Origin of the sequence: Desulfotomaculum sp. 1211_IL3151, from assembly GCF_036763075.1 — a bacterium.
GTDB lineage: Bacteria > Bacillota > Desulfotomaculia > Desulfotomaculales > Desulfotomaculaceae > Desulfotomaculum.
The window spans coordinates 110,456-131,433 of record NZ_JBAIYV010000063.1 but is presented as its reverse complement, the minus strand read 5'-3'; the positions used below and the strand labels follow the sequence as shown (position 1 = coordinate 131,433).

Sequence of the window (20,978 nt, the reverse complement as noted above, 5' to 3'; positions counted from 1 at the left end):
AGTTTCATCTTAACGATGACTTTTGACTTGACCTGTTTTTCATCCATCATCTGCTGTTTAGTTTTCAAAGACCGGTTTGCTTGTCCCGATCTCGCGACCGGAAGCTTATCTTACCATGGCTTTCACTGTGTTTCAAGTGCAAGTTTTTGGTAGTTTGTTCACTGCCTTATCGGCGGTGGAATCATATCTTACCACTTTTTCTGCGTTCGCTGCAAGTGGTAATTTTTGTTTGTCACCTTGCGGCGACATTTGTTATCTTACCACATCTTTTTACCCTTTGGCAATAGCTAAATTATAACTATCTATAAAAATCATAGCTTATCGTTAATGCCAGCATATAAGTTAAACAATGCCTATGGCCGTATAAGCAACAGGTTAGCCCGAAGTCAAAGAGCTTGGGGCCCTTTTTACGCCAAATATGCTTTTGACCAAAAAAAGGACCTGGGCTATTTACCCAAGTCCTTGCTTTTTCCTAATTAAACAAAATAAATGCTCAATCTAACAAGTTCTCTAAAGTCGTTGAAACTTATCAAGGTAGCTGCCATCAACAATCTCCCCAAAGGTATCTACATAATAGCGACCCTGATCATAGACCAACTGAACACGCATTTTTTCCCCTGGCAACCTTGCCGCTACCGTCAGGATCGCCTCCCCGGATTTCTTATCAGGAGAGAGTTTTACTTCGTCCAGGTAGAAATAAAGGGGTGTTAAGTAAGGATAGCTTCTTTCCTTGGCAAAATTCCGGGCAAAATCTTCCCGGCTAATCTTCTCCTTTAACTGGGGTGTTAAATAAAGATAAATATCACCGGGTCTGTTTTCATTGACAGCATCAATAAATTCCTGCACCCGGCGGGCTGCCTGCCGCTCTCCTGGTAAAAAGGAACCAATGAGCCCGCCGGCCATGAGGATGATAATCATGAAGATGATGGTAAAACGACTTTTCGTTCGAATACCTGTAACAAAACCAGCCAAAGTGATCCCTCTTTCCGCTATCGTTCGGATCTGGAATAAGGAACGGTATAAGCCGCCGGAAATTCAGCCTTTTTCGAAACACTTAAAAGTACGAGAATGGTTATGATATAGGGCAGTGCCAGTAAAAATTGGTGCGGTACCGGCATGCCAATGGCCTGAAGCCTGAGCTGCAGGGCGTTGGCACCCCCAAAAAGCAGGGCCGCCCCTAAGGCCCGGTAGGGATTCCAGCGGGCAAAAATCACCACTGCTACGGCGATAAAGCCACGGCCTGCCACCATTTGATCTAAAAAGGTATTCATAAAACCAATGGAAAGAAAGGCCCCGCCCAGTCCCGCAAAGGCACCCCCGATCATGACACAAAGATAGCGCACCAGCGGTACATTGATCCCCCGGGAATCGGCTGCCCGAGGATGCTCGCCAACGGCACGAACACTTAAACCAAAGGTTGTTTTCTCCAGGACAAGGTAGGTAACAACAACCAGTCCTAAGGCTAAATAAACTAAAATATTATGGTTGAAGAGTACAGGACCTAAAATCGGTAAATCACCTAAAATCGGAATCTTCAGGGCCGGAAAGGCTTCAACCTGGGGCGGTAATTTTTGCACCCCAAAAATGCTGCGATACAAATAGGCAGAAAGCCCCGTTCCCAATATAGTCAAAGCGGTTCCAGCGATGACTTGGTTTGCTTTGACCGTTACACTTAAAAAAGCCATAATCAGAGAAAATAAGGTGCCGACTAGGATGGCCAGCAAAACCCCTAGCCAGAGGCTATTTGTAAAGTAGGCCCCCACAAATCCCCCCAGGGCTCCCATCAGCATAATTCCTTCTAGGCCAAGATTGAGTATGCCGGCCCTTTGTGTAAAGATATCTCCCAGAGCAGTAAAAAGAATTGGCACACTGGTTCTAATGGTCCCTGCCAGCAGGCTGATGAGAAACCCCTGCGTTAAAAGTTCTGACTGCACACCGATCCCTCCATTGGGTGTAAACCACCCTGCTAATAACAAAAATAATGACTAATCCCTCCAGGACGCTGACTAAGGAAAAGGGAACGCCCACCATACGCTGCATCGTACTGCCGCCTACACTGAGGGCTGCAAAGAAAAATGCGGAAACCCCAATACCCAAGGGATTGAGATTACCCAGAAGTGCCACCACAATGGCCAACATGCCATAACCTGAGTTTATATCATCCATCAAACGATAATGGATACCAAAAACCTCGGTCCAACCGGCTAACCCTGCCAGACCGGAGGAGATACACATGATTAAAATAATTGTTTTGGGGACCTCGATCCCACTATAACGGGCCACATGGTGACCCTCCCCCATCAGCTTGATCCGAAAACCGACGGTAGAACGCCAAAAGATATAACCTGCCAGAATAATTAACAGGGCGATAATAATACCAAAGTGCAGCCTGGTTCCACTGAGCAGCAGGGGAAGCCTTAGGCCTTCTTCAATCAAAGGGGTTTGGGGGAAACCATGCCCCTTGGGATCAATCATGGGCCCCCGTATCAACCAGCCTAACAAATAGACCGCCACATAGTTCAGCATGAGGGTGGTAATCACTTCATTGGCATTAAACCTCGCCCTGAACAGGCCGGCTAAGCCACCCCAAAGGGCACCACCCAAAAAAGCCGCCAGAAAAGATAAGGGGAAAAGAATAGCAGGGTGCAGGAAAGAAAGGTTCAGGGCCACTAACATCGCAAAAACAGCCCCCAGGGTAAATTGCCCATCCCCGCCAATATTCCAAAGCTGGCTTTTAAAGGCAATGGATGTTCCCAGCGCCATAATCATCAGCGGTGCTGCCTTGACCAAGGTTTCTGCAATTCGGTTGGTAGAGCCAAAGGCACCCCAAAACAAGGTTTGAAAAGCTTCGATGGGATCTTGCCCGGTTAGAAGCAAGAGCAAGGCCCCGACCAGGATGGCCAGGCTGATAGAAATAACGGAGGGTACCATACCTGCCAATAAATTTTTAATCTTTATTTTCAACATACCGCCTGAGCCCCACTTTCTACACCCGCCATGAGCATACCAATCTTCTCAATGCTGACATTTTTGTTCTCCAAAATCCCCTTAATCTGACCTTCATAAATAACTGCAATGCGGTCTGATATTTGTAGAATCTCTTCCAAGTCCGCAGAAATTAATAAGATGCTAACCCCTTTTTCCCGTTGCTCCAAAAGCTTTTCCCGCACATACATGGATGCACCAATATCCAGTCCCCTGGTGGGTTGATTGGCGATAATGACCCGGGGGGAGGAACTAATCTCCCTGGCTAGAATAATTTTCTGTTGATTGCCGCCGGAAAGCTCCCTAGCCTTGGCTGCCAGCCCGCTGGCCTTGATGCGATATTCGTGTAAAAGCCTTTGGGCATTGGCATAAATGGCCTTGAAATTTAATAAACCAGCACGGGAGAAACGAGGACTGTTATATTCTTTGATAATCAAATTGGTGGTTATATCAAAGCCCATGGCTAAACCGGTTTTATGGCGATCTTCCGGAATGTGAGCAATTCCTTCCCGAATATATTCGATTGGTTTTTTCCCATTTAGGAGCTGGCCATCCAACTGAATTCTACCGGAAGTTAAGGGACTTAATCCGGTAAGCACTTCACACAATTCCTTCTGCCCATTGCCGTCCACGCCAGCCAGCCCTACTATTTCTCCGGCCCGGATGGTGAAATCAATCCCGTTCAGAACCGGCAGCTTATGCGCATCCTTTAATGTAACTCCCTCCACAACCAGCCTGGTTTCTCCTGTACAAGCCGGCCTGGCAGCAAAGCTTAGTGCTACTTCACGCCCCACCATCCTATTGGTTAACTCACTTTTCGTGGTGGCGTCGGTTATCTTTTCCCCGCCGGCTTGGCAGCCATCCCTTAAAACAGTTACTTCATCCGCAATCTCTAAAATCTCTTCTAATTTATGTGTAATGAGGATAATGGATTTTCCATCATCACGCATAAGTTTTAGTATTTTAAATAATTCCTTTGTTTCCTGGGGTGTTAATACCGCTGTGGGTTCGTCCAGGATCAGGATGTCCGCGCCTCTGTAAAGAACCGATAATATTTCCACCCTCTGCTGCTCCCCTACAGAAAGCTGTCGAATCTGTGCCTTGGGGTTTACTTTCAGGTTGTATTTTTCCGACAGTTCGATGAGTGAGGCCTCCACAGAACCCTTATCTAAAAAAATGCCCCTCTTAGATGGCAAGCCCAGCATAATGTTTTCCACCACCGTCATGGGCCTTACCAGCATAAAGTGCTGGTGTACCATACCAATGCCCAAATTCATTGCCTGGGTAGGATTGTTCATAACGGTTTCTACCCCATTAATGAGTATTTGGCCTTCCTCCGGTTGATAAAGGCCAAATAAAATATTCATGAGCGTTGTCTTGCCTGCTCCATTTTCACCAAGCAGCCCGTGTATCGATCCCTTCGCCAGACGAAAATCCACACGGTTATTGGCAACCAGGCCCTTAAACCTTTTGGTAATCCCTTTCATTTCCACAGCATATGCTTGCAACTGACTTTACCCCCTGGAATATAAGTAGGGGCCTGGCCTCAGGCCCCCACCAACTTATTTCTCAAACTTAGGCATTTCTACCGTGTTATTCGCTAAGCCTTGCTTTACTTCCTCGAGCTTCGTCTTCACCTCTGCGGGAACGGTACTGTCTAAACCATGGAAAGGAGCAACCGTCACACCAGCATTGGCAACGGTCAGCCAGTAAAATTTATCATTCCTATTGGTAAAATTGTCGTTTAAAACATCATCAACAATTGCCTTGATTACAGGCGTCCAGTTATAGGCAATACCGGATAATACGTTGTTTGGTGCCAAAACATTTTGGTCCGCCACATTACCCAGTACCGTTTTATTTTTCTCTTTCCCTGCATCCACAACGCCCAGGCCAATGCCATCACCGGAGTGCCAAATTACATCCGCCCCGGCGTCATACATCGAGACAGCACCTTCTTTCGCCTTGGCAGCATCACGCCAATCTCCGGTATAGAGTTCTTGAATTTGGATGTCTGGGTTCACCTGCTTCGCAGCATGTTTAAAGGCCTCATGGCCACGATATATTTCCGCCACATCGGCTCCGCCCACAACGCCAATTTTATTGGTCTTGGTCATCAAGCCAGCCAGGGTTCCCATCAGATAGCCACCCTCTTCCAGCTTGACATCGTAGACGCAGGTATTGGGCAGGGTCTTAAAGCCAGTGCCCAGGGCAAATTTTGTTTCGGGAAACTCTTGGCCTACCTTGATAATGGGCTCCATAAATTGAAAACCATGGCCAAAAATCAAATCATAACCCTGGGAGGCAAAATCCCTTAGGGTCGGTTCAATGTTGGAAACCTCGTATACTTGTTCTGTATAGGTCACTTCAATTTTGCCGGCGTATTCCTTTTCCAGTTCTTTCATACCCTCATACATCGCCTGGTTAAAGGAAACATCATCAATTTTACCGGGCAGGATTAAGGCAACTTTCAGTGGTTTTGTTCCTTCCGATTGGCCTGCCTGTGGTGCTTTCTCTTCCTTGTTGCCACAGCCCGCTAATAACAAACTCATCATCAATACGGTTACCAGCAGAAGTCTTGCTTTCATTCTCATTTGTTACCCTCCTTATTTTTTATTCATGGTATGCTAGATCCCTTGGTGCCCTCATTCAATTTTTCATCCCGTTCCCTTGCACAAAACCTTGCTATTTCTTCCCGTGAAATGGGTAATTCATGAATGGGCAGCGCCACAACTTCGTTGACGGCGGCTACAATGGCCGGTGCGATGGCCACCGTACCCACCTCTGCAGCCCCCTTTAAACCCATGGGACCGGAATCCTCATACTCATCAACCGTAGCCGTCTCTGTGTCCGGCAGGTCAAGACTAGTGGGAATAAGATAGGTGGATAAACTCGTCTGCTTGGGCAAGCCATTGTTAAAACCCATTTGTTCCAACAAAGCATAGCCCACACCCATGGCAACCCCGCCTTGTATTTGGCCTTCCAAGGCCATGGGGTTGATAATCCGCCCAGCCTCTGTTACTGCAAAAACTTGCAGAAGTTCTACTTCACCAGTCAATTGGTTCACCTTTACCTTGGCTGCTTGGGCAATGAAGGTGTACATGCTGTGCGGCAAGCCAATTCCTATGTCAGGTGCCGGTACCTCCGGGAAAATTGCCTCCCCGATACCCCTTGGATGCGTCTTGCCGGCTGCTTCCTGCCTTTTTAAATCCTGCACCGCAGCCAGCAAGGCATTACCTGAAATATAAGTGGTTCGGGAAGCAGCCGTGGAACCACTATCATGGGTCAGACCCGTATCTCCCATGACAATCCGAATCTTATCGGTTGCAACGCCCAAGGCTTGGGCTGCTATTTGCACCAAGGCGGTATTGCTTCCTTGCCCAATCTCCACTGTACCGATTCTTATTTCATAATGCTCGCCGGGCAGCTGTTTAATTTCCACCTTTGCGGTATCTTTAATGCCTTTCCCCATACCGCAGCTAAGAAAGCCGGCCGCCATGCCATAGCCTATGTTGGGTTCTCTGTTGCTCAATCGCTCCTGCCACAGGGCAGAACCAGCCAGGATTCGCAGTGCTTCCCTTAGGCCCACAGAATGGTTCATGGGCTGACCCAGGCTTCCCTCTGCCCCTGGATACAGGGCATTTTTCAGGCGAAGCTTAATGGGGTCCAACTGGAGCTGCTTGGCTGCCCTATTCAACAGGGTTTCCACGGCAAAGGCCGTTTGCGGGGCACCAAACCCACGCATGGCACTGGCTGGCGGCTTGTTGGTATAACATAAATAGCCGTCAATTTGTACATTGGGGATAACATAGGGACCCGCTGCATGCTCCACACCCAGACCAAGCACAGCAGGGCCTAGGGCCGCATAGGCTCCGGTATCGTAATAAATGGTTCCCTGATAAGCTGTCATCATTCCCGCTTGGTCGAAGCCCAGCCTTACCTTGGCCTTCGCGGCGTGCCTTTTATAGGAGGCTGCCAGCGATTCCTCCCTGGTAAAGACCAGACGGGCCGGCAGACCTGTTTTCCAGGTAACCAGGGCCAGAAACAACTGTACGGTATTGCCATCTTTACCGCCAAAGCCCCCACCGATGTTAGCCGTTCTAACCCTTATTTTTTCCGTCGGAATACCCAAACAATGAGCGATCTCCTGCTGATCGTAAAAGGGGTTTTGGGTGCCGGCAATAATATTTAAAACACCCTCTTCATCCAGGAAAGAAACACCTGCCTCCGGTTCCAGATACAAATGATCCACCACAGGCACGGTAAAGGTATCTTCCAAGGTTAGAAAGCTCTCCGCAAAGGCCTTTTCCGTATTGCCTTTACGAAAAGGAAGGTGCTGCAGCAGATTGCCCTGGGGATGAAGCAATGGGCTGTCTGGCTGCATCGCCCCTGCCGGGTCATTGACCAGGTCCAATGTTTCATAATCGATTGCAACGAATTGAGCATATTCGCTGGCTAAGGCAGCACTTTGGGCCGCCACCACCGCAATGGGTTCACCAAAAAAACGTACCCGCTCCTCCGCCAATACCGGCTGATCCTTGATGATTTGGCCAAAATTATTCTCCGCAAGGTCTTTGGCGGTAAAACAAAAGGCATCTTGCCGATTCGTAAAATAACGGGTATCAATTTTTGCTATTTTGGCATGTGCTTGTGTTGAACGAACCAGTTGAAGGTGCAGCATGCCAGGTAGATAATAGTCACTGGCGTAAAGGGCTTGACCCGTAACTTTACTTTTAGCATCCACACGAGGGATCGAAGTCCCAACCACACCGGGCATTTTTTTACCTCCCCTAATCCGTTTCCACCATTGTCGGGATCATGCGGTGTTCCAATACATTAATCAAACCGCAGTCCGTTAAACCAAGCTCCGGTACGGTGGGTAAGGAAATAAAGGATAGTGTCATAAAGGGAGCGGGTAAGTCACAGCCAAGGTCTTCGGCCTTTTTATTCAGTTGATCAATTTGCACCATTACTTGCTCAGCCGGCAAGGGACTCATCAGGCCCCCAATGGGTAAGGGCAGTACCCCTAAAACTTTGCCCTTTGCCACTGCCACCAGTCCCCCCTGATGCCGGGCTATTTCCTGGGCTGCCAGATACATATCTTCATTATTGGTACCAACAATAACAATGTTGTGATGATCATGGGACACAGAGGAAGCCAAAGCACCTTCTTTTAACTTAAATCCTCTGACAAAGCCAATTCCTACGCCACCACCTTGGCCGTACCTTTCAACCACAGCCAGTTTTAAAATATCCTCCTGGGTATCAACCTGTACCTCACCCTCCGAAACACCTAATCCCTCCTGGCTGGCGAAATTAATAATTTGATCCGGATAAAGATTAATGACATTTACTTTACACCTTTGTCCACTCGCTCTCAGGCTAAAGGAAGCAGGTGACAATGCCTCAGAAAGTTTAACGGTTGAATTTAAAAATTCCGGGTATTGGCCAATTTTTGGCTCATGGGTTAGTTTGCCAGCCCGGGCCACCAATCTGCCGTCCTTGAAAACAAAGGCTGGTTTGATCTCCACCAGATTATCCAGGAGTACAATATCTGCTATTTTCCCGGGGGTTAAGGCCCCTAGTAAATGATCCAACCGGAAATGCTTGGCTGCATTGATCGTTGCCATTTTGATTGCTTTAATGGGTTCTAAACCAAGGGCAATGGCCTTTTGAATGTTAAAACTAATGTGACCCTCCCTGACAATATCATTTACATGTTTATCGTCCGTACAAAAGATCAGGTTTTCGGTGGGCAGGTTTTGGGCAAGGACTCCCTTTACCAGAGCCTCAACGTTTCTTTCGGTACTTCCTTCCCTGATCAAGGCCTTAATTCCTAAACGAAGCCGCTCAAAAAGCTCTTGAAACACAACCGACTCGTGATCATCTGAAAGGCCGGCTGCTGCATAGACATTCAGTTGGTCCCAATTTAAACCGATGGCATGTCCATTGGCCACTTTCCCCTTTTCCCTGGCACTGATAATTTTTGATAAATATTCTTCTTTGATGGTTAATACCTTAGAAGGATCCAGTTCCCCCAGACTTGCTGAAATGCTGCTCTGTAAAAGCTCGTCCACTTCCTTAACACCTAACACCCCACCGGTGGTTTCCAGTCCAGGGGCGGTTGGCACCCGGGAAGGGACTTCTATGTAAATACGATAGGGTAAATTTTCGATGTTATTTAATAAAGCTTCTACCCCAGCTAAGCCAGCAACATTGGCAATTTCCATCGGATCGGCAAAGAGGGTTGTGGTTCCCCAAGGCACAATGACACTGGCCAGGGCTTCGGGCGATAACAACGTCGGTTCAATATGAATGTGTGCATCCATAAAACCAGGCACAGCAAAGCGTCCTGCCCCGTCAAAAACCTCCTTAGCCTCAACTTCCCAGCTAGGATTGACCGCTGCAATTTTGCCATTCTTAATCACGAGAGAGCCAGGAAAGATCGTTTCCGTGTACACATCCAGGATTTGTAAGTTTTTTATGTACAAATCCGCTGGTTCCTGGCCAGAAGCCACTCTCAATTCCTGCGCTAAAGAAGTAACGTCAGCAAACATATCATTCACCCCATATTTTATCTCGCTAAACATACACGCTGCACAAAGAAACAAAAAAGCCCAGACAGGCAGATTTCATCCTCTAAAGAGTGAAACCTGCCGCCTGGGCTTTTATCCCTATCGGTGTAGCGCGAAACGCCTGTACCGCTCGGACCAAACCAACCCCATCCCGAAAAGGGGGGTCGTGGAACCCTAGGTACACTTTCCCTCCGTAGTCCGGCAATTACGGTTGCCTGGTAGAAACACCTGGGCCAATCCCCAAGTATATACGGAAATATTTAATTACCTTCATACTAGCAAGGCAGCCAACATTTGTCAACGAATATATTGTTTTTCTGACAAAATACAACATTTTGGGTTTTTAGCTAGACCCTTTGGCTGCCTTGCAGCTTTTGCAAACCCTCATAAAGAAGTGCACCCACCATATCCCGGCGATACTCTTTGGCTGCCCGAATATCCGAGATGGGATTGGTTTCTGAGCCGGCATTGGCTGCCAAGGCTAGGATTTTTTTATCTTGCAGACCGCAGCCCGTTAAATTCCGGGCTGTTTGGGTTAGTTCCAGCACGGTGGGTCCCACCGAGCCGCAGGCAATCTGAATATCCTTAATAACCTGGTTAACGAGCTTTGCTTTACAGGCAACACTGACGATGGAGATGGCCATTGCCTGCCTTTGCCCCAGCTTGCGGTAAAAATAGGTCTCATCGGATGTCCGGCAGGGAACCGTAATGGCTGTTAAAAGTTCACCCGGTTGAAGTACGGTTTTACCAGGACCCTTGAAAAAATCCCGAATGGACACGATCCTTTCCGCTTGGGCAGACCGAAGGGTTAGGGAGGCATTGGCAACCACCAAGGCCGGAATGGTATCCCCGGCCGGCGATGCCGTCACCAGATTGCCGCCAAGGGTACCCCGGTTGCGAATCTGCAGCGAACCCACCTGTGCACAAGCCGCAGCTAGGATCGGGGCATTTTTTCGTACCAGGTCCGCTTCGGTTAATTCCTGGTGTGTCATCAGTGGCCCTATAATAAGTTGTCCCTTTTCCTCCCGGATAAATTTTAGTTCTGTCAATTTCAGGATATTCATGGCTCTTTGGGGATCTATTAAATTATTTTTCCATTTCACCAAAAGGTCCGTTCCCCCTGCCAATACTTCCACTTGAGGGTCCTGCTGCAGCTTAATCAAAGCTTCCTCCAGATCAAGCGGAGTTACAACTTCCATGTTTCAACACCTCGTTCTTTGGCGGATGCCGCTGCCTTTTTAATGGCATCTGCAATCTTGACATAGCCTGTACACCGACAAAGGTTACCAGCAATGCTTTCTTTAATCTGTTCATCGGTGGGGCTGGGGTTTTTTAACAATAGTGCTCTGGCCGACATAATCATGCCGGGTGTACAAAAACCACACTGCACCGCCCCAGCCTCCATAAAGGCGTCCTGTAAAGGATCGAATACCCCCTCCGAGGCCAAGCCTTCAATGGTAACAACATTGGCACCATCCATCTGACTGGTCAGAATCAGGCAAGAATTTACCGCTTTCCCATCCACCATGACCGTACATGCACCACATTCACCCTTGCCGCAACCTTCCTTCGTACCCGTCATACCAAGGTGTTGACGCAGGGTTTCTAAAAGCGTCGTATCGCTGTTTACCTCAACACGGGTGAGCTTTCCATTTAAATTAAAGCTATAAACCGCCATTTCCTTAAACCTCCAATTGCCTTCATTACGATTTGAAAAAATTCTTCTTTCCAGCACCTATCAGCAAAAATTATCGGTCACTTTCGTGCCTCCCTGAAATTAAAAGGCCTTTCGGACTAGAAAAAGCTCCGAAAGCCTTGCAACAAAGTTCGACTTTTTATAAATTATATTTGGGTACTAAAACATTATCAAGCATTTTTCTTGGATCTGCCTTCCCTGGCCCAAAAGCATCCCTTTACTGGAAAGCTATTTTCTGGCTAGCAAAAGGAAGTCCCTTGTGTTTTGGGGTAGAATGAACTATTGTTTTTAAATGATTTACCTTCTAAAAATATTTTTTACTATAAAGGGGGGGTTCTTTTGTTTACAATCGATCACTTGGTGCAGCCCCAGACGATCGAAGAAGCATACCAAATTTTAAATGAACATACGAGCAATACCATTCTTGGAGGATGTGCCTACTTGCGTCTAGGTTCCAAGAAAATAAGGACGGCCATTGACTTAGCCAACCTTCATCTGGATTATATTCAAGAACATCCGGCTACCATCGAAATTGGGGCCATGGCTACCTTTCGAGACCTGGAAACACATCCCGCCCTTAAAAATCACTTTAATGGCATTATTCCCCACTCAGTTAGCAGCATTATTGGCGTACAATTTCGCAACATCGTCACGGTGGGGGCTACTGTTTACTCCAAATATGGCTTCTCCGATTTACTAACTGCACTTCTGGCCCTGGACACCGAAGTAAAATTGCATCAAGGGGGCAGCATGACCCTGGCAGATTTTCTAAAGAAGCCCTATCCAAAGGATATTCTCACAGCAATCTCCATTCAAAAGAACAATTGTAAAGCAATTTATCAGGATTTAAGAAATTCGAAAAGCGACTTTCCCATTCTCAATACAGCCGTTTCCTGCCTCGATAATCAGTGGCGCATTGTCGTCGGGGCACGACCCTTAAAGGCGGAAATTGCCAGCAAAGCCTCCAGGGAACTATCCGACAAAGCAGTCATCCGTGCAGAAGATGTTAAAAATGCTGCCCGGGGGGCCGCAGAGGAACTTTCCTTTGGCACCAATCTGAGGGGAACGGCCGCATACCGCCGGGCCATGTGCAGTATCCTGGTCAGCAGAGCGATTACGGAGGTATTGGCATGCAGATAGAAACTATTTTAAACAACCAAAGGGTTACCTGGCAAATCGCACCGGATGAAATGTTGGCCGATACCCTAAGAGCTTACGGACTGTTAAGTGTCAAACAGGGCTGCGATACCTCCTGTTGTGGTCTGTGTACCGTATGGATCGACGGCAAACCCACCCTGTCCTGCTCCACCCTGGCCTATCGGGTCAAGGGTAAAGAAGTTACCACCATTGAGGGTGTGCAGTCGGAAGCCGCGGAATTTGCCCGGGTACTGGTGGCTGAAGGGGCTGAACAATGCGGTTTTTGCAGCCCGGGTTTCATTATGACGGTACTGGCCATGAAGCACGAACTAAAAAACCCCACGGAGGAAGAGATCATACACTATCTGACAGGCAACCTATGTCGGTGTACAGGCTATCTGGGACAATTAAGAGCCATCAAGAAGTATTTGGGGGTGGACTAGATGAAATTAGTAGGAAAAGGCATTGCCAAAATCGATGGTCTAGCCATTGCCACCGGCAAACCGGCTTATACCGATGACCTGGCTGCTGCCAATGCCTTGGTGATCAAAATTTTGCGTAGTCCCCATGCCTTTGCCAGGATTAAGGCCATTGATACAGCCGAGGCAGAAAAATTAGCAGGGGTGGCTTGCATCCTTACCCATCGGGATGTTCCTCAAGTCAGATTTACCCTGGCAGGACAATCCTACCCTGAACCGTCCCCCTATGATCGGTTGATTCTGGATGAACTGGTACGCTATGTAGGGGATGAAGTGGCCATTATTGCCGCCGTTAATGAAAAGGTCGCCCTCAAAGCAATGGGCTTAATTAAAGTTGAATATGAGGTATTGGAAGCGGTTTTGGATTTTGAAAAGGCAACTGAACACCCTTCTATTGTCCACCCGGAAGAGGACCTTTTTTGCAACTTTGATACCGGTTTGATCAAAGAAAAGAATATCGCTTCTTCCCAAACGTTAGAGCTTGGTGATCTTGAGGCAGAATTCCAGCAGTGTGATGTGGTGGTGGAAGAAACCTATTACACCCAGGCCCAGGCCCACTGCATGATGGAAACCTACCGTGCCTACAGCTATTTAGACCCGCTGGGAAGGCTGGTGGTGGTTAGTTCCACTCAGATTCCCTTTCATGTGAGAAGGCAACTGGCCCGGGCTTTACAGATCCCGGCCAGCCGCATACGGGTCATTAAGCCCCGTATTGGCGGTGGCTTTGGGGGTAAGCAGACCACCGTGGCGGAAATTTTTCCGGCCATTGTTACACTTAAAACCGGCCTGCCGGCTAAAATTATCTATGACAGAAAAGAAACCTTTACCAGCTCCAGCAGTCGACACGCCATGCGCATCAAGGTTCGCCTGGGAGCCGATCAAGCAGGAACCATCCGGGCCATTGATATTGATGCCTTATCTGATACCGGGGCCTATGGGGAACACGCCTCCACAGTTGTTTCCCTGGTGGGCGAAAAAACCCTGCCCCTTTATAACAAAACAAAGGCCCTTCGCTTTGTGGCCCAGGCAGTCTATACGAACAAAATGAACGGCGGAGCCCTCAGGGGCTTTGGTGCCACCCAAGGCACCTTTGCCATGGAGTCCACCGTAAATAAACTGGCGGATGCCTTAAAAATGGACCCCTCAGAAATCAGACTGAAAAATCTGATCCAAGCAGGGGAAACCTGCCTCTCCTATCAAGGTAAGCTGCTCGGGAGTTCCAGCCTGAACCGGTGTATCGAAAGGGGCAAAGAGCTGATTGGTTGGCAGGAAAAGTACCCCAGGAAAGACCTGGGCCAGAAAGTTCGTGCCGTGGGCATGGCGGTCACCATGCAGGGCTCAGGCATTGCCGAAATTGATACAGCCTCTGCCGAAATTCGGCTAAACGATGCCGGCAGTTATCATTTGCTCATTGGCTCTACCGACATGGGCACCGGCAGCGATACCATCCTGGCTCAAATGGCAGCGGAGGTTTTGGCAACCTCGCTGGAAAATATCATCGTTCATGCTGCGGATACCGACGTTTCCCCTTATGACCCGGGCTCCTACGCCTCCAGTACCACCTATGTCACAGGCATGGCCGTTGTCAAAGCCGCTGAAGATTTACGAAAAAAGATTCTCTTAAACGGTGCCAGATTCCTTGAAAGCTCATCTGAGGAAGTGGCGTTTGACGGCAAGACCATTAAAACCTTGGCTGGCACAAAGGCCATTACATTAGAAAAATTGGCCTACCTGTCCTTGCTGGGTGCCGGTAATTGCCAACTGGTGGGCCATGCCAGCCACGGCAGTAACGTTTCTCCGCCACCCTTTATCGCGGGTTTTGCCGAAGTAGAGGTAGATAAAGAAACCGGCCAAGTCGATTTGGTTAACTACGTAGCCATGGTGGACTGCGGTACCGTGATAAACCCAAATTTAGCCCGCATCCAGGTGGAAGGCGGCGTTGTACAGGGTATCGGCATGGCCTTGTTTGAGGATGTACGTTACGACCAAAAGGGCAATCTTTTAACCAACTCCTTTATGCAGTACAAAATTCCCTGCCGCCAAGACATTGGCAACATTTTGGTTGGTTTTGAAGAAAGCTATGAACCCACTGGTCCCTTTGGGGCTAAGTCCATCGGGGAAGTAGTCATTAATACCCCGGCACCTGCCATAGCCCATGCTGTTTACAATGCCGTGGGCGTTCGTCTGACAAAACTTCCCATTACGCCGGAAAAAGTGTTTATGGCCATGACAAATCCGACAGATTTTTAGAAATGAAGTGGCGGCTTTAGGTATTTTTCCTAAAACCGCCACTTCATTTCTTTTGACTATACTCAATATTTCTGTATCCCCATTCCCGACTCATTCATCCATTACAAAGTATTGATTGCCACCGGCCTTTTTAGCTTTATAAAGGGCCTTGTCAGCATTAGCAATCAGAATATCCAGTAACAAATCAAGCTTTGGCAGCATACAGGCTACGCCAAGACTAATTGTTACTTTACCAGTTGGAGAATGTTCATGACGGATATTAAGTGCTTCAACGGCCTCATTCATTAAGCCTGCCATTTTTCGAGCGCCTGCTAAATTTGTATCTGGTAGGATAACTACAAATTCCTCTCCGCCATAGCGTGCGATTCGATCAGCGGGACGTTTAATAACATCGCTTAAAGTTGTGGCAACTCGAGCTAACGCATCATCCCCAGCTTGGTGACCATAGGTATCATTATATTTTTTAAAACAATCAATATCAATCATTATTAAGGACAGTAATTTTCTTTCACGGATAGACCTTTTCCACTCCCTGTTTATATAACTATTAAAATCACGTCTATTTGGTATGTTCGTCAAATCATCAAGATAGGATAGGCTCCGGAGTATCTCATTCGATCGAGTCAAATTCTCCTTTTGTAATTCTAACAGTTGTTGATTTAAAACTTCCTGTACTCGGCTGTTATAGATAATTTGTGATATAACCAGAGCGATAACAGTCATTACGCTACAATTTAGAAATCCTGACGCTGCTATTAACCAGTCTGTTTGAAACCTCCACATCATGATAGACATTACACACCAAGCAATACTATAGATAAAAAGTGCCTTTTGCCAATTTAAGTAACAAAAAGCAGCTACAACCAATATTGCCATAATATATGCTGTGGCTATGCCTGGTCCGGTGGATTGTATCATCCCCGATAGTACTGAAAAAGCAACAAGGTTACTAAGTAAAAATGCTGACTCACAGTATTCATGCCACCTGGTAACAGCTTCCGGGGCTGCTGGTGGTTTGGCTAGCAATAGAAAAACTACTGAAACTCCAATTATCACCAAGCGAAGTTCTGTAATGAATGGTGCTATTGCCAGTGCTCTAGAAAGGTCAATGTGTTCAATATGCTTTAAATTCACTCTATCTATAAATACCTGTTGAATACCTATGAAGAAACCATTAAAAAAGATCAGCAACCAGGCAATCATGCGTAGCCTGAGGATATTTGTATGAACCAGTGTTTTTTCCAGATAGCCCCGTTGTATTTCCGGTACTATTGTTCCCCAATTTTTGAATATACTTTTAATTTTAGCTATCATAATGATTATCCTTTGCGGTGCTAGCCCCATTAGCAAAAGTATTTTTCTTAATATTCAGTGTTTCTACAAGCAATAGGTCATTCCTGCAAGAAACCTATTATTCCCAAACATTGGATATTTTTTTCTTTCCATTGTATGTCTCCTATCTTGTACAAACCCATAATATTATTAGAAAAGCTTGGCGCGAGCCTTAGCTTTTCTAATAATATTATCCTTAAAATTCTATACTTTCTGATTAGTACAAAAAAACAAGGCCAACAATTGTCACTGGCCTTGTTTCTTGCAACATAAAAATCCCCTGTTTTTAACTTAGACCTTAAATATTCTTACCATCTCGTTTAATTCCTCTGCCATTTTGCTCATTGCGGTGGCCGAAACAGTGACTTGCTGAACAATGGCACTCATTTGTTGAGAAGAACCGGCTAAATCCTGTGTGCTTTTGCTTATTTGCTCGGCACCGGTGGCAATTTGGGAAATTGAACCCGAGGAATTCGCCACGCCCAAGGATATCTCGGCAAAGGCATTCCCTGTTGTCAGGATAACACCGGTAACTTTAGCTACCTCTTCTTCACTTCTCTGCATGATCTCCAGAACACCTTCAACACGGCGTTGGATTCTTACTATGAGATCTTTAATTTCTTTGGCAGCATTGGCAGATTGCGCCGCTAATTTTCGAACCTCCTCAGCAACCACGGCAAAGCCTCTGCCATTATCTCCGGCCCGGGCTGCCTCTATGGCAGCATTTAAAGCCAAAAGGTTCGTCTGGTCGGCAATTTGGGTAATTACTTCGATTATCTTACCAATATTTTGGGAATGATCATGCAGTATTTTAACCGATTCAACGGATGTATTAACCGTTTGTTTTAATGTATTCATTTGTTCAATAGAGTTTTGAGCAGACTGATTTCCCCGCTGAGCCTTATCATTAATCCCATCCATATCCGTCGCTGCCAGGCGTGAGCCGGCGGCACTTTGTTCGGTGATGGCTACCACTTCTGTGCTGTTAGAAGCCATACTTTCAATGGTTGCGTTGACTTCCTCACTTACAGCAACCAACTCCTGACTTTTACCGGCTAAGTCAAAGGAATTCACTGCTAACTTACGGATGACTTGTTTTAAATTAGCAGCCATTTTGTTAAAATTATTGGCCAATTCACCCAATTCATTATGTACGGTAACCGTAATCTCCTGGTTTAAGTCGCCTTCTGAAATGGCCGTGGAACCGCTTTTCAATTTATTGATGGGCTGTATGACCGTTTTATTAATCCGCCAGAGAATAATTACGATCGATATACCCAGAATAACGAAACTGATCAGGCAAATATTTCTTAAAGCCTTATTTAGCATACCATCAACAAATTGTTTTGAAACACCAACGTAAAACATGCCTATGACATTGTTCGCTTGATCATAGATCGGTTTGTAGGCAGTTTGATAGATTACCCCGACCACATTTGCCTCACCGTAATAGGGTTGTTTCTGTTTAATAACTGTATCGATTACCTCTTGGGAGGCCTTGGTACCCACGGCCCTCGTGCCATCTTCCTTTTTTACATTTGTGGCAACTCTCTGATCGTTTAAAAAGATCGTGCAAGTATCATTGGTTAGTTGACCAATTTTGTCAACAATGTCGTCATTATGATTCATTAATGTGGTACCTTTATATAACTGATCACCTTCCACCCTCCAGGGACCTGGAAAGGCTTGTTCTATAAAGGCCTCACCCAAGGCTAGGTCACCCTTTGCCTTCTCCACAACGGAAGTATCTGTTGCTTCGTTTACCATGCGGTAAGCTTCATATCCCGTGGCGGTAATTGCCATTATTAAGACTAAAATGACAATACCCAGAAGCTGAAATTTAATTGATTTTTTTGCCATCGTATACCCCATCCCTTTAAAAATTACCGTACCAATTTTACCATATCAATATTATACCTTAACAAATAAAAAAGTACATATGAACTATATTTCACTAATGAAATTCTTTGCTGCCTTTTTAGACCTATAACAATTTTCCTTGACAATCATTTCAACAAAATAGTAGTAATATGTCGCATTTTGTTCAAAGGGTTTGCCCTATCCTGTGTTTAAACCTACTGTGTAAGGGGGTATTAATCATGAAATCAAGCCAGGCTCTACGATTATTTGGTTTATGTGTTAACGGGCTAATTGATCTTGGACATACAGAAAAGATAGAAGATATTGAAAGAGAAATGGCAAAGGAGAGCATTCTGGAATATTTATCAACAAAATATAGCCAAACCGGTTTTTTCTCTGAATTGGTGGAAGGTGCCTATAAGGAACAGGCCCTTGCATTGAACAACCTATTTTCACAGTGGTCGGGCTATATCGAGGGCAACGAATGTCGCAGATTTTGGGTGAAAAAGAGTGGGCTTACCTTACTCTCCAGTCTCTGTTTAGAAATGCTTTCCGAATCAGACCGAAAAGACTAGACCAAACCCATGACCCATGTCAAAGGGTTCATGCACATATGATAGGAAATGCGAAGCAAATAATTCAAAGAGGTATTACGGTCTTCCTAAAAGAAGATAATTAAATCGATCAAAAAGATTGGCTTAATTCTATAGGCTGATTGGCGAACTTTTAATCTTTAAGGAGTGGAGCAGTGGGTTTGAACAACAAATCGAATCAGATCATCGCTATAACCATGCTATCTGTACTTCTATTCGCTTTACCTTTTTTTGAGGAGATTCACTATACCGTTCTTTATTACGTAGTGATTATTCTTTTTATACCAATTGCAATCTATCGAATCATTTTGGCTGAAAAATTTGAGGCTAGATTTTATAAGAGATGGCAAAAAGCGAAAGAGCAAGGGTTTTGGGTAAATGTTGTTCGGGAAGGGACACGATCACTTGTTTCAATGATCGTATTAATAAGTACCTCACAACTCTTTGGCAATGGTCGTACCCCATTAGAGATCGTTTCAAAGTTACCAGGCAGTACACTCGTATGGATATCCTTGTTTCTTTTAGCCTTTAATTTAGTGGTAGGAATCGTCGCTTGGCACGAGAATAACAAAAAATACAATCGAATCCATGGTGCCTTGCAAAACAACAATAAGTAATTTAACTTCTACCACACAGCATCTGTAAAATAAGTCAGAGGTGCAAGAGCAGCACCTCTGACTTATGATAAATTTCAACTTAAGAGCGACTATCATGCGAATCAGCAAAAATTCCCGTTTATCTTCTCAGCCCCAATACCCATATTTTGTATAATTATTGTTTTATCATATGGGTAAATGTTGGAAATATCCCAGAACTTGAGTGATGCGGAACAACACTGAGGTTGTTCCCTAAAATTTTATCTATTTATATATCCCCTTAAGTACTTCTCCTGCCATATCAATAAAATTTATGTCTGTATCATAAAAAACATGTTTTATACCCGGTGTTCCCATGGTTGTAATTAGCCTATCCAAACCTTTATTATCAAGCTTTTCTAAGGGCTGGCGTAAAACTGAAATATTTTCAATATGATTTTTAAGTGGCTTCATCAATGTTTCATAATCCTTCCCATTGATAATGGCTCTGGCAGCCATAATTCCACTAATTATGGCTGCTACACCACCAGCACCCATCAGTCTTTCGGTTAAACCTGCAGCACGTCCGGCTAATAGGACATTGTCTATTTGAAACTTACTAACTTTTCCCGTAGAAAATACAGGCAAGGAGTATTTCATTGTAAACTCTAAGTGTTCCAGCCCTTCCCGCACAATAAACTCATTAAATAAGCTGTCTACTTCCATTTCGTCATGCCCTATGCAATATAAGGCTAGTTCCAACTCTGTAGTGGTAATAGGAGTTAATTTGGCATAACCATGTCCTGCATATCTGGTGTCATAAAAAAAGGTTGTGGCATTGGGAGGGTAGTCTCCCATAGCCAAACCTCCTCGGATATGAACCCGCCCCATATCCTCCCAAACCCCTAACTCCTTGGCTGCGGTATCTTTGCCTGTGGCTACTACAACATAGTCATAGCTTTTAGCCAATTCTTTATAATCCGCCGGACGGTTAAAGTGAATGGGAGTTCTTTTCAATGTTCTTATTAACTGATTTTCAATAGAATCAGGGTGTTTACCCCGATAATAAAAATAACCCAAATGACTATTTATTTCCGCTTTTGCATTGGGTGACTTTAATATAAGACTTCTGCATACTCCAGAAGGTTTTAAATCAAGATGATACTCCCTGCGAAAGTTTTCCCTAACGTCACCCATTCCCCTTTCAAAGACATTGACAAAAACAACTATCCCTGGCCATATCCAGCCAACGTTATAGCTTTTTTCAAAAACATCGGCAATAACCCCAAGTCTTTCACACTCCAGTGCACAGGCCAAGCCCGTTGGTCCGGCACCAATAATGGCAATCTTTAAATCATTTTTATGCTTCATGTTTTATTTCTGTCTCCTTTATAAGTAACACATATACATTCTGGCTGTAGATCCTCTTAATATGCCTCAAAAAATAAAAAAAACCTATAAAAATTGATTTTAAGGTGGATTTCCAATATTAGACT

17 protein-coding genes and 1 riboswitch are annotated in these 20,978 nt (G+C 45.6%); of the genes, 5 read left to right on the top strand and 12 right to left on the bottom strand.

The window, feature by feature from the left end; all coding sequences use genetic code 11:
• Window positions 1–510 precede the first annotated feature (510 nt).
• From V6C11_RS18270 to V6C11_RS18230, 9 genes are all read right to left on the bottom strand, one after another.
• Entirely contained in the window at window positions 511–972 is a 462-nt protein-coding gene (locus tag V6C11_RS18270) for a hypothetical protein (RefSeq protein ID WP_333532642.1), read from the bottom strand.
• A 17-nt stretch (window positions 973–989) separates the two neighbouring features.
• Window positions 990–1,934, bottom strand: a complete 945-nt coding sequence (locus tag V6C11_RS18265; protein WP_333532641.1) for an ABC transporter permease — start codon at window positions 1,932–1,934, stop codon at window positions 990–992.
• On the bottom strand, window positions 1,876–2,967 hold the full coding sequence (locus tag V6C11_RS18260; protein ID WP_333532640.1) for an ABC transporter permease: 1,092 nt from the start codon (window positions 2,965–2,967) through the stop codon (window positions 1,876–1,878). Before V6C11_RS18260 ends, V6C11_RS18265 begins: the two co-directional genes overlap by 59 nt.
• A complete protein-coding gene (locus tag V6C11_RS18255; protein WP_333532639.1) occupies window positions 2,961–4,493 on the bottom strand; it encodes an ABC transporter ATP-binding protein in 1,533 nt (510 codons plus the stop codon). Before V6C11_RS18255 ends, V6C11_RS18260 begins: the two co-directional genes overlap by 7 nt.
• Window positions 4,494–4,547: 54 nt before the next feature.
• Window positions 4,548–5,579 (bottom strand): BMP family protein, encoded by a 1,032-nt coding sequence (locus V6C11_RS18250; RefSeq protein WP_333532638.1) that lies wholly within the window; start codon window positions 5,577–5,579, stop codon window positions 4,548–4,550.
• A gap of 23 nt (window positions 5,580–5,602) precedes the next feature.
• Window positions 5,603–7,762 carry a xanthine dehydrogenase family protein molybdopterin-binding subunit gene (locus tag V6C11_RS18245; protein WP_333532637.1) on the bottom strand — a complete coding sequence of 720 codons (2,160 nt, stop codon included), beginning with the start codon at window positions 7,760–7,762 and terminating at the stop codon, window positions 5,603–5,605.
• A 13-nt stretch (window positions 7,763–7,775) separates the two neighbouring features.
• Window positions 7,776–9,542, bottom strand: a complete 1,767-nt coding sequence (ade, locus tag V6C11_RS18240; protein WP_333532636.1) for an adenine deaminase — start codon at window positions 9,540–9,542, stop codon at window positions 7,776–7,778.
• Between the two features lie 192 nt (window positions 9,543–9,734).
• Window positions 9,735–9,834: riboswitch (purine riboswitch) on the bottom strand.
• A 73-nt stretch (window positions 9,835–9,907) separates the two neighbouring features.
• The gene (locus V6C11_RS18235; RefSeq protein ID WP_333532635.1) at window positions 9,908–10,759 is read right to left on the bottom strand and encodes an FAD binding domain-containing protein; all 852 of its coding nucleotides are present in this window, start codon (window positions 10,757–10,759) and stop codon (window positions 9,908–9,910) included.
• On the bottom strand, window positions 10,747–11,238 hold the full coding sequence (locus V6C11_RS18230) for a (2Fe-2S)-binding protein (RefSeq protein ID WP_333532634.1): 492 nt from the start codon (window positions 11,236–11,238) through the stop codon (window positions 10,747–10,749). Before V6C11_RS18230 ends, V6C11_RS18235 begins: the two co-directional genes overlap by 13 nt.
• Window positions 11,239–11,595: 357 nt before the next feature.
• Between V6C11_RS18230 and V6C11_RS18225 the strand changes: the two genes are divergently transcribed.
• From V6C11_RS18225 to V6C11_RS18215, 3 genes are read left to right on the top strand one after another with little or no spacing between them, the layout of a single operon-like run.
• Window positions 11,596–12,396, top strand: coding sequence for an FAD binding domain-containing protein (locus tag V6C11_RS18225; RefSeq protein WP_333532633.1), 801 nt, complete (start codon window positions 11,596–11,598; stop codon window positions 12,394–12,396).
• On the top strand, window positions 12,387–12,836 hold the full coding sequence (locus V6C11_RS18220) for a (2Fe-2S)-binding protein (protein WP_333532632.1): 450 nt from the start codon (window positions 12,387–12,389) through the stop codon (window positions 12,834–12,836). The genes V6C11_RS18225 and V6C11_RS18220 overlap by 10 nt, the downstream gene beginning before the upstream one ends.
• Window positions 12,837–15,122, top strand: a complete 2,286-nt coding sequence (locus tag V6C11_RS18215; RefSeq protein ID WP_333532631.1) for a xanthine dehydrogenase family protein molybdopterin-binding subunit — start codon at window positions 12,837–12,839, stop codon at window positions 15,120–15,122.
• Window positions 15,123–15,212: 90 nt separating this feature from the next.
• Here V6C11_RS18215 and V6C11_RS18210 read toward each other — a convergent pair whose 3' ends face one another.
• Window positions 15,213–16,436, bottom strand: a complete 1,224-nt coding sequence (locus V6C11_RS18210) for a GGDEF domain-containing protein (RefSeq protein ID WP_333532630.1) — start codon at window positions 16,434–16,436, stop codon at window positions 15,213–15,215.
• Between the two features lie 309 nt (window positions 16,437–16,745).
• On the bottom strand, window positions 16,746–18,314 hold the full coding sequence (locus V6C11_RS18205; protein WP_333532629.1) for a methyl-accepting chemotaxis protein: 1,569 nt from the start codon (window positions 18,312–18,314) through the stop codon (window positions 16,746–16,748).
• 239 nt (window positions 18,315–18,553) lie between these two features.
• Here V6C11_RS18205 and V6C11_RS18200 point away from each other — a divergent pair, with 239 nt between their 5' ends.
• Window positions 18,554–18,889, top strand: a complete 336-nt coding sequence (locus V6C11_RS18200) for a hypothetical protein (protein WP_333532628.1) — start codon at window positions 18,554–18,556, stop codon at window positions 18,887–18,889.
• Window positions 18,890–19,068: 179 nt separating this feature from the next.
• Window positions 19,069–19,524 (top strand): hypothetical protein, encoded by a 456-nt coding sequence (locus V6C11_RS18195; RefSeq protein WP_333532627.1) that lies wholly within the window; start codon window positions 19,069–19,071, stop codon window positions 19,522–19,524.
• A 243-nt stretch (window positions 19,525–19,767) separates the two neighbouring features.
• Here V6C11_RS18195 and V6C11_RS18190 read toward each other — a convergent pair whose 3' ends face one another.
• Window positions 19,768–20,853, bottom strand: coding sequence for a dehydrogenase (locus tag V6C11_RS18190; RefSeq protein ID WP_333532626.1), 1,086 nt, complete (start codon window positions 20,851–20,853; stop codon window positions 19,768–19,770).
• Window positions 20,854–20,978: the final 125 nt, after the last annotated feature.

Excerpts from the sequence above, each read along its gene's own strand:
- V6C11_RS18260 (WP_333532640.1), bottom strand. The coding sequence starts at position 2,967 with ATGTTGAAAATAAAGATTAAAAATTTATTGGCAGGTATGGTACCCTCC.
- V6C11_RS18250 (WP_333532638.1), bottom strand. The coding sequence starts at position 5,579 with ATGAGAATGAAAGCAAGACTTCTGCTGGTAACCGTATTGATGATGAGT.
- V6C11_RS18245 (WP_333532637.1), bottom strand. The coding sequence starts at position 7,762 with ATGCCCGGTGTGGTTGGGACTTCGATCCCTCGTGTGGATGCTAAAAGT.
- ade (WP_333532636.1), bottom strand. The coding sequence starts at position 9,542 with ATGTTTGCTGACGTTACTTCTTTAGCGCAGGAATTGAGAGTGGCTTCT.
- V6C11_RS18235 (WP_333532635.1), bottom strand. The coding sequence starts at position 10,759 with ATGGAAGTTGTAACTCCGCTTGATCTGGAGGAAGCTTTGATTAAGCTG.
- V6C11_RS18230 (WP_333532634.1), bottom strand. The coding sequence starts at position 11,238 with ATGGCGGTTTATAGCTTTAATTTAAATGGAAAGCTCACCCGTGTTGAG.
- V6C11_RS18220 (WP_333532632.1), top strand. The coding sequence starts at position 12,387 with ATGCAGATAGAAACTATTTTAAACAACCAAAGGGTTACCTGGCAAATC.
- V6C11_RS18215 (WP_333532631.1), top strand. The coding sequence starts at position 12,837 with ATGAAATTAGTAGGAAAAGGCATTGCCAAAATCGATGGTCTAGCCATT.
- V6C11_RS18210 (WP_333532630.1), bottom strand. The coding sequence starts at position 16,436 with ATGATAGCTAAAATTAAAAGTATATTCAAAAATTGGGGAACAATAGTA.
- V6C11_RS18205 (WP_333532629.1), bottom strand. The coding sequence starts at position 18,314 with ATGGCAAAAAAATCAATTAAATTTCAGCTTCTGGGTATTGTCATTTTA.
- V6C11_RS18200 (WP_333532628.1), top strand. The coding sequence starts at position 18,554 with ATGAAATCAAGCCAGGCTCTACGATTATTTGGTTTATGTGTTAACGGG.
- V6C11_RS18190 (WP_333532626.1), bottom strand. The coding sequence starts at position 20,853 with ATGAAGCATAAAAATGATTTAAAGATTGCCATTATTGGTGCCGGACCA.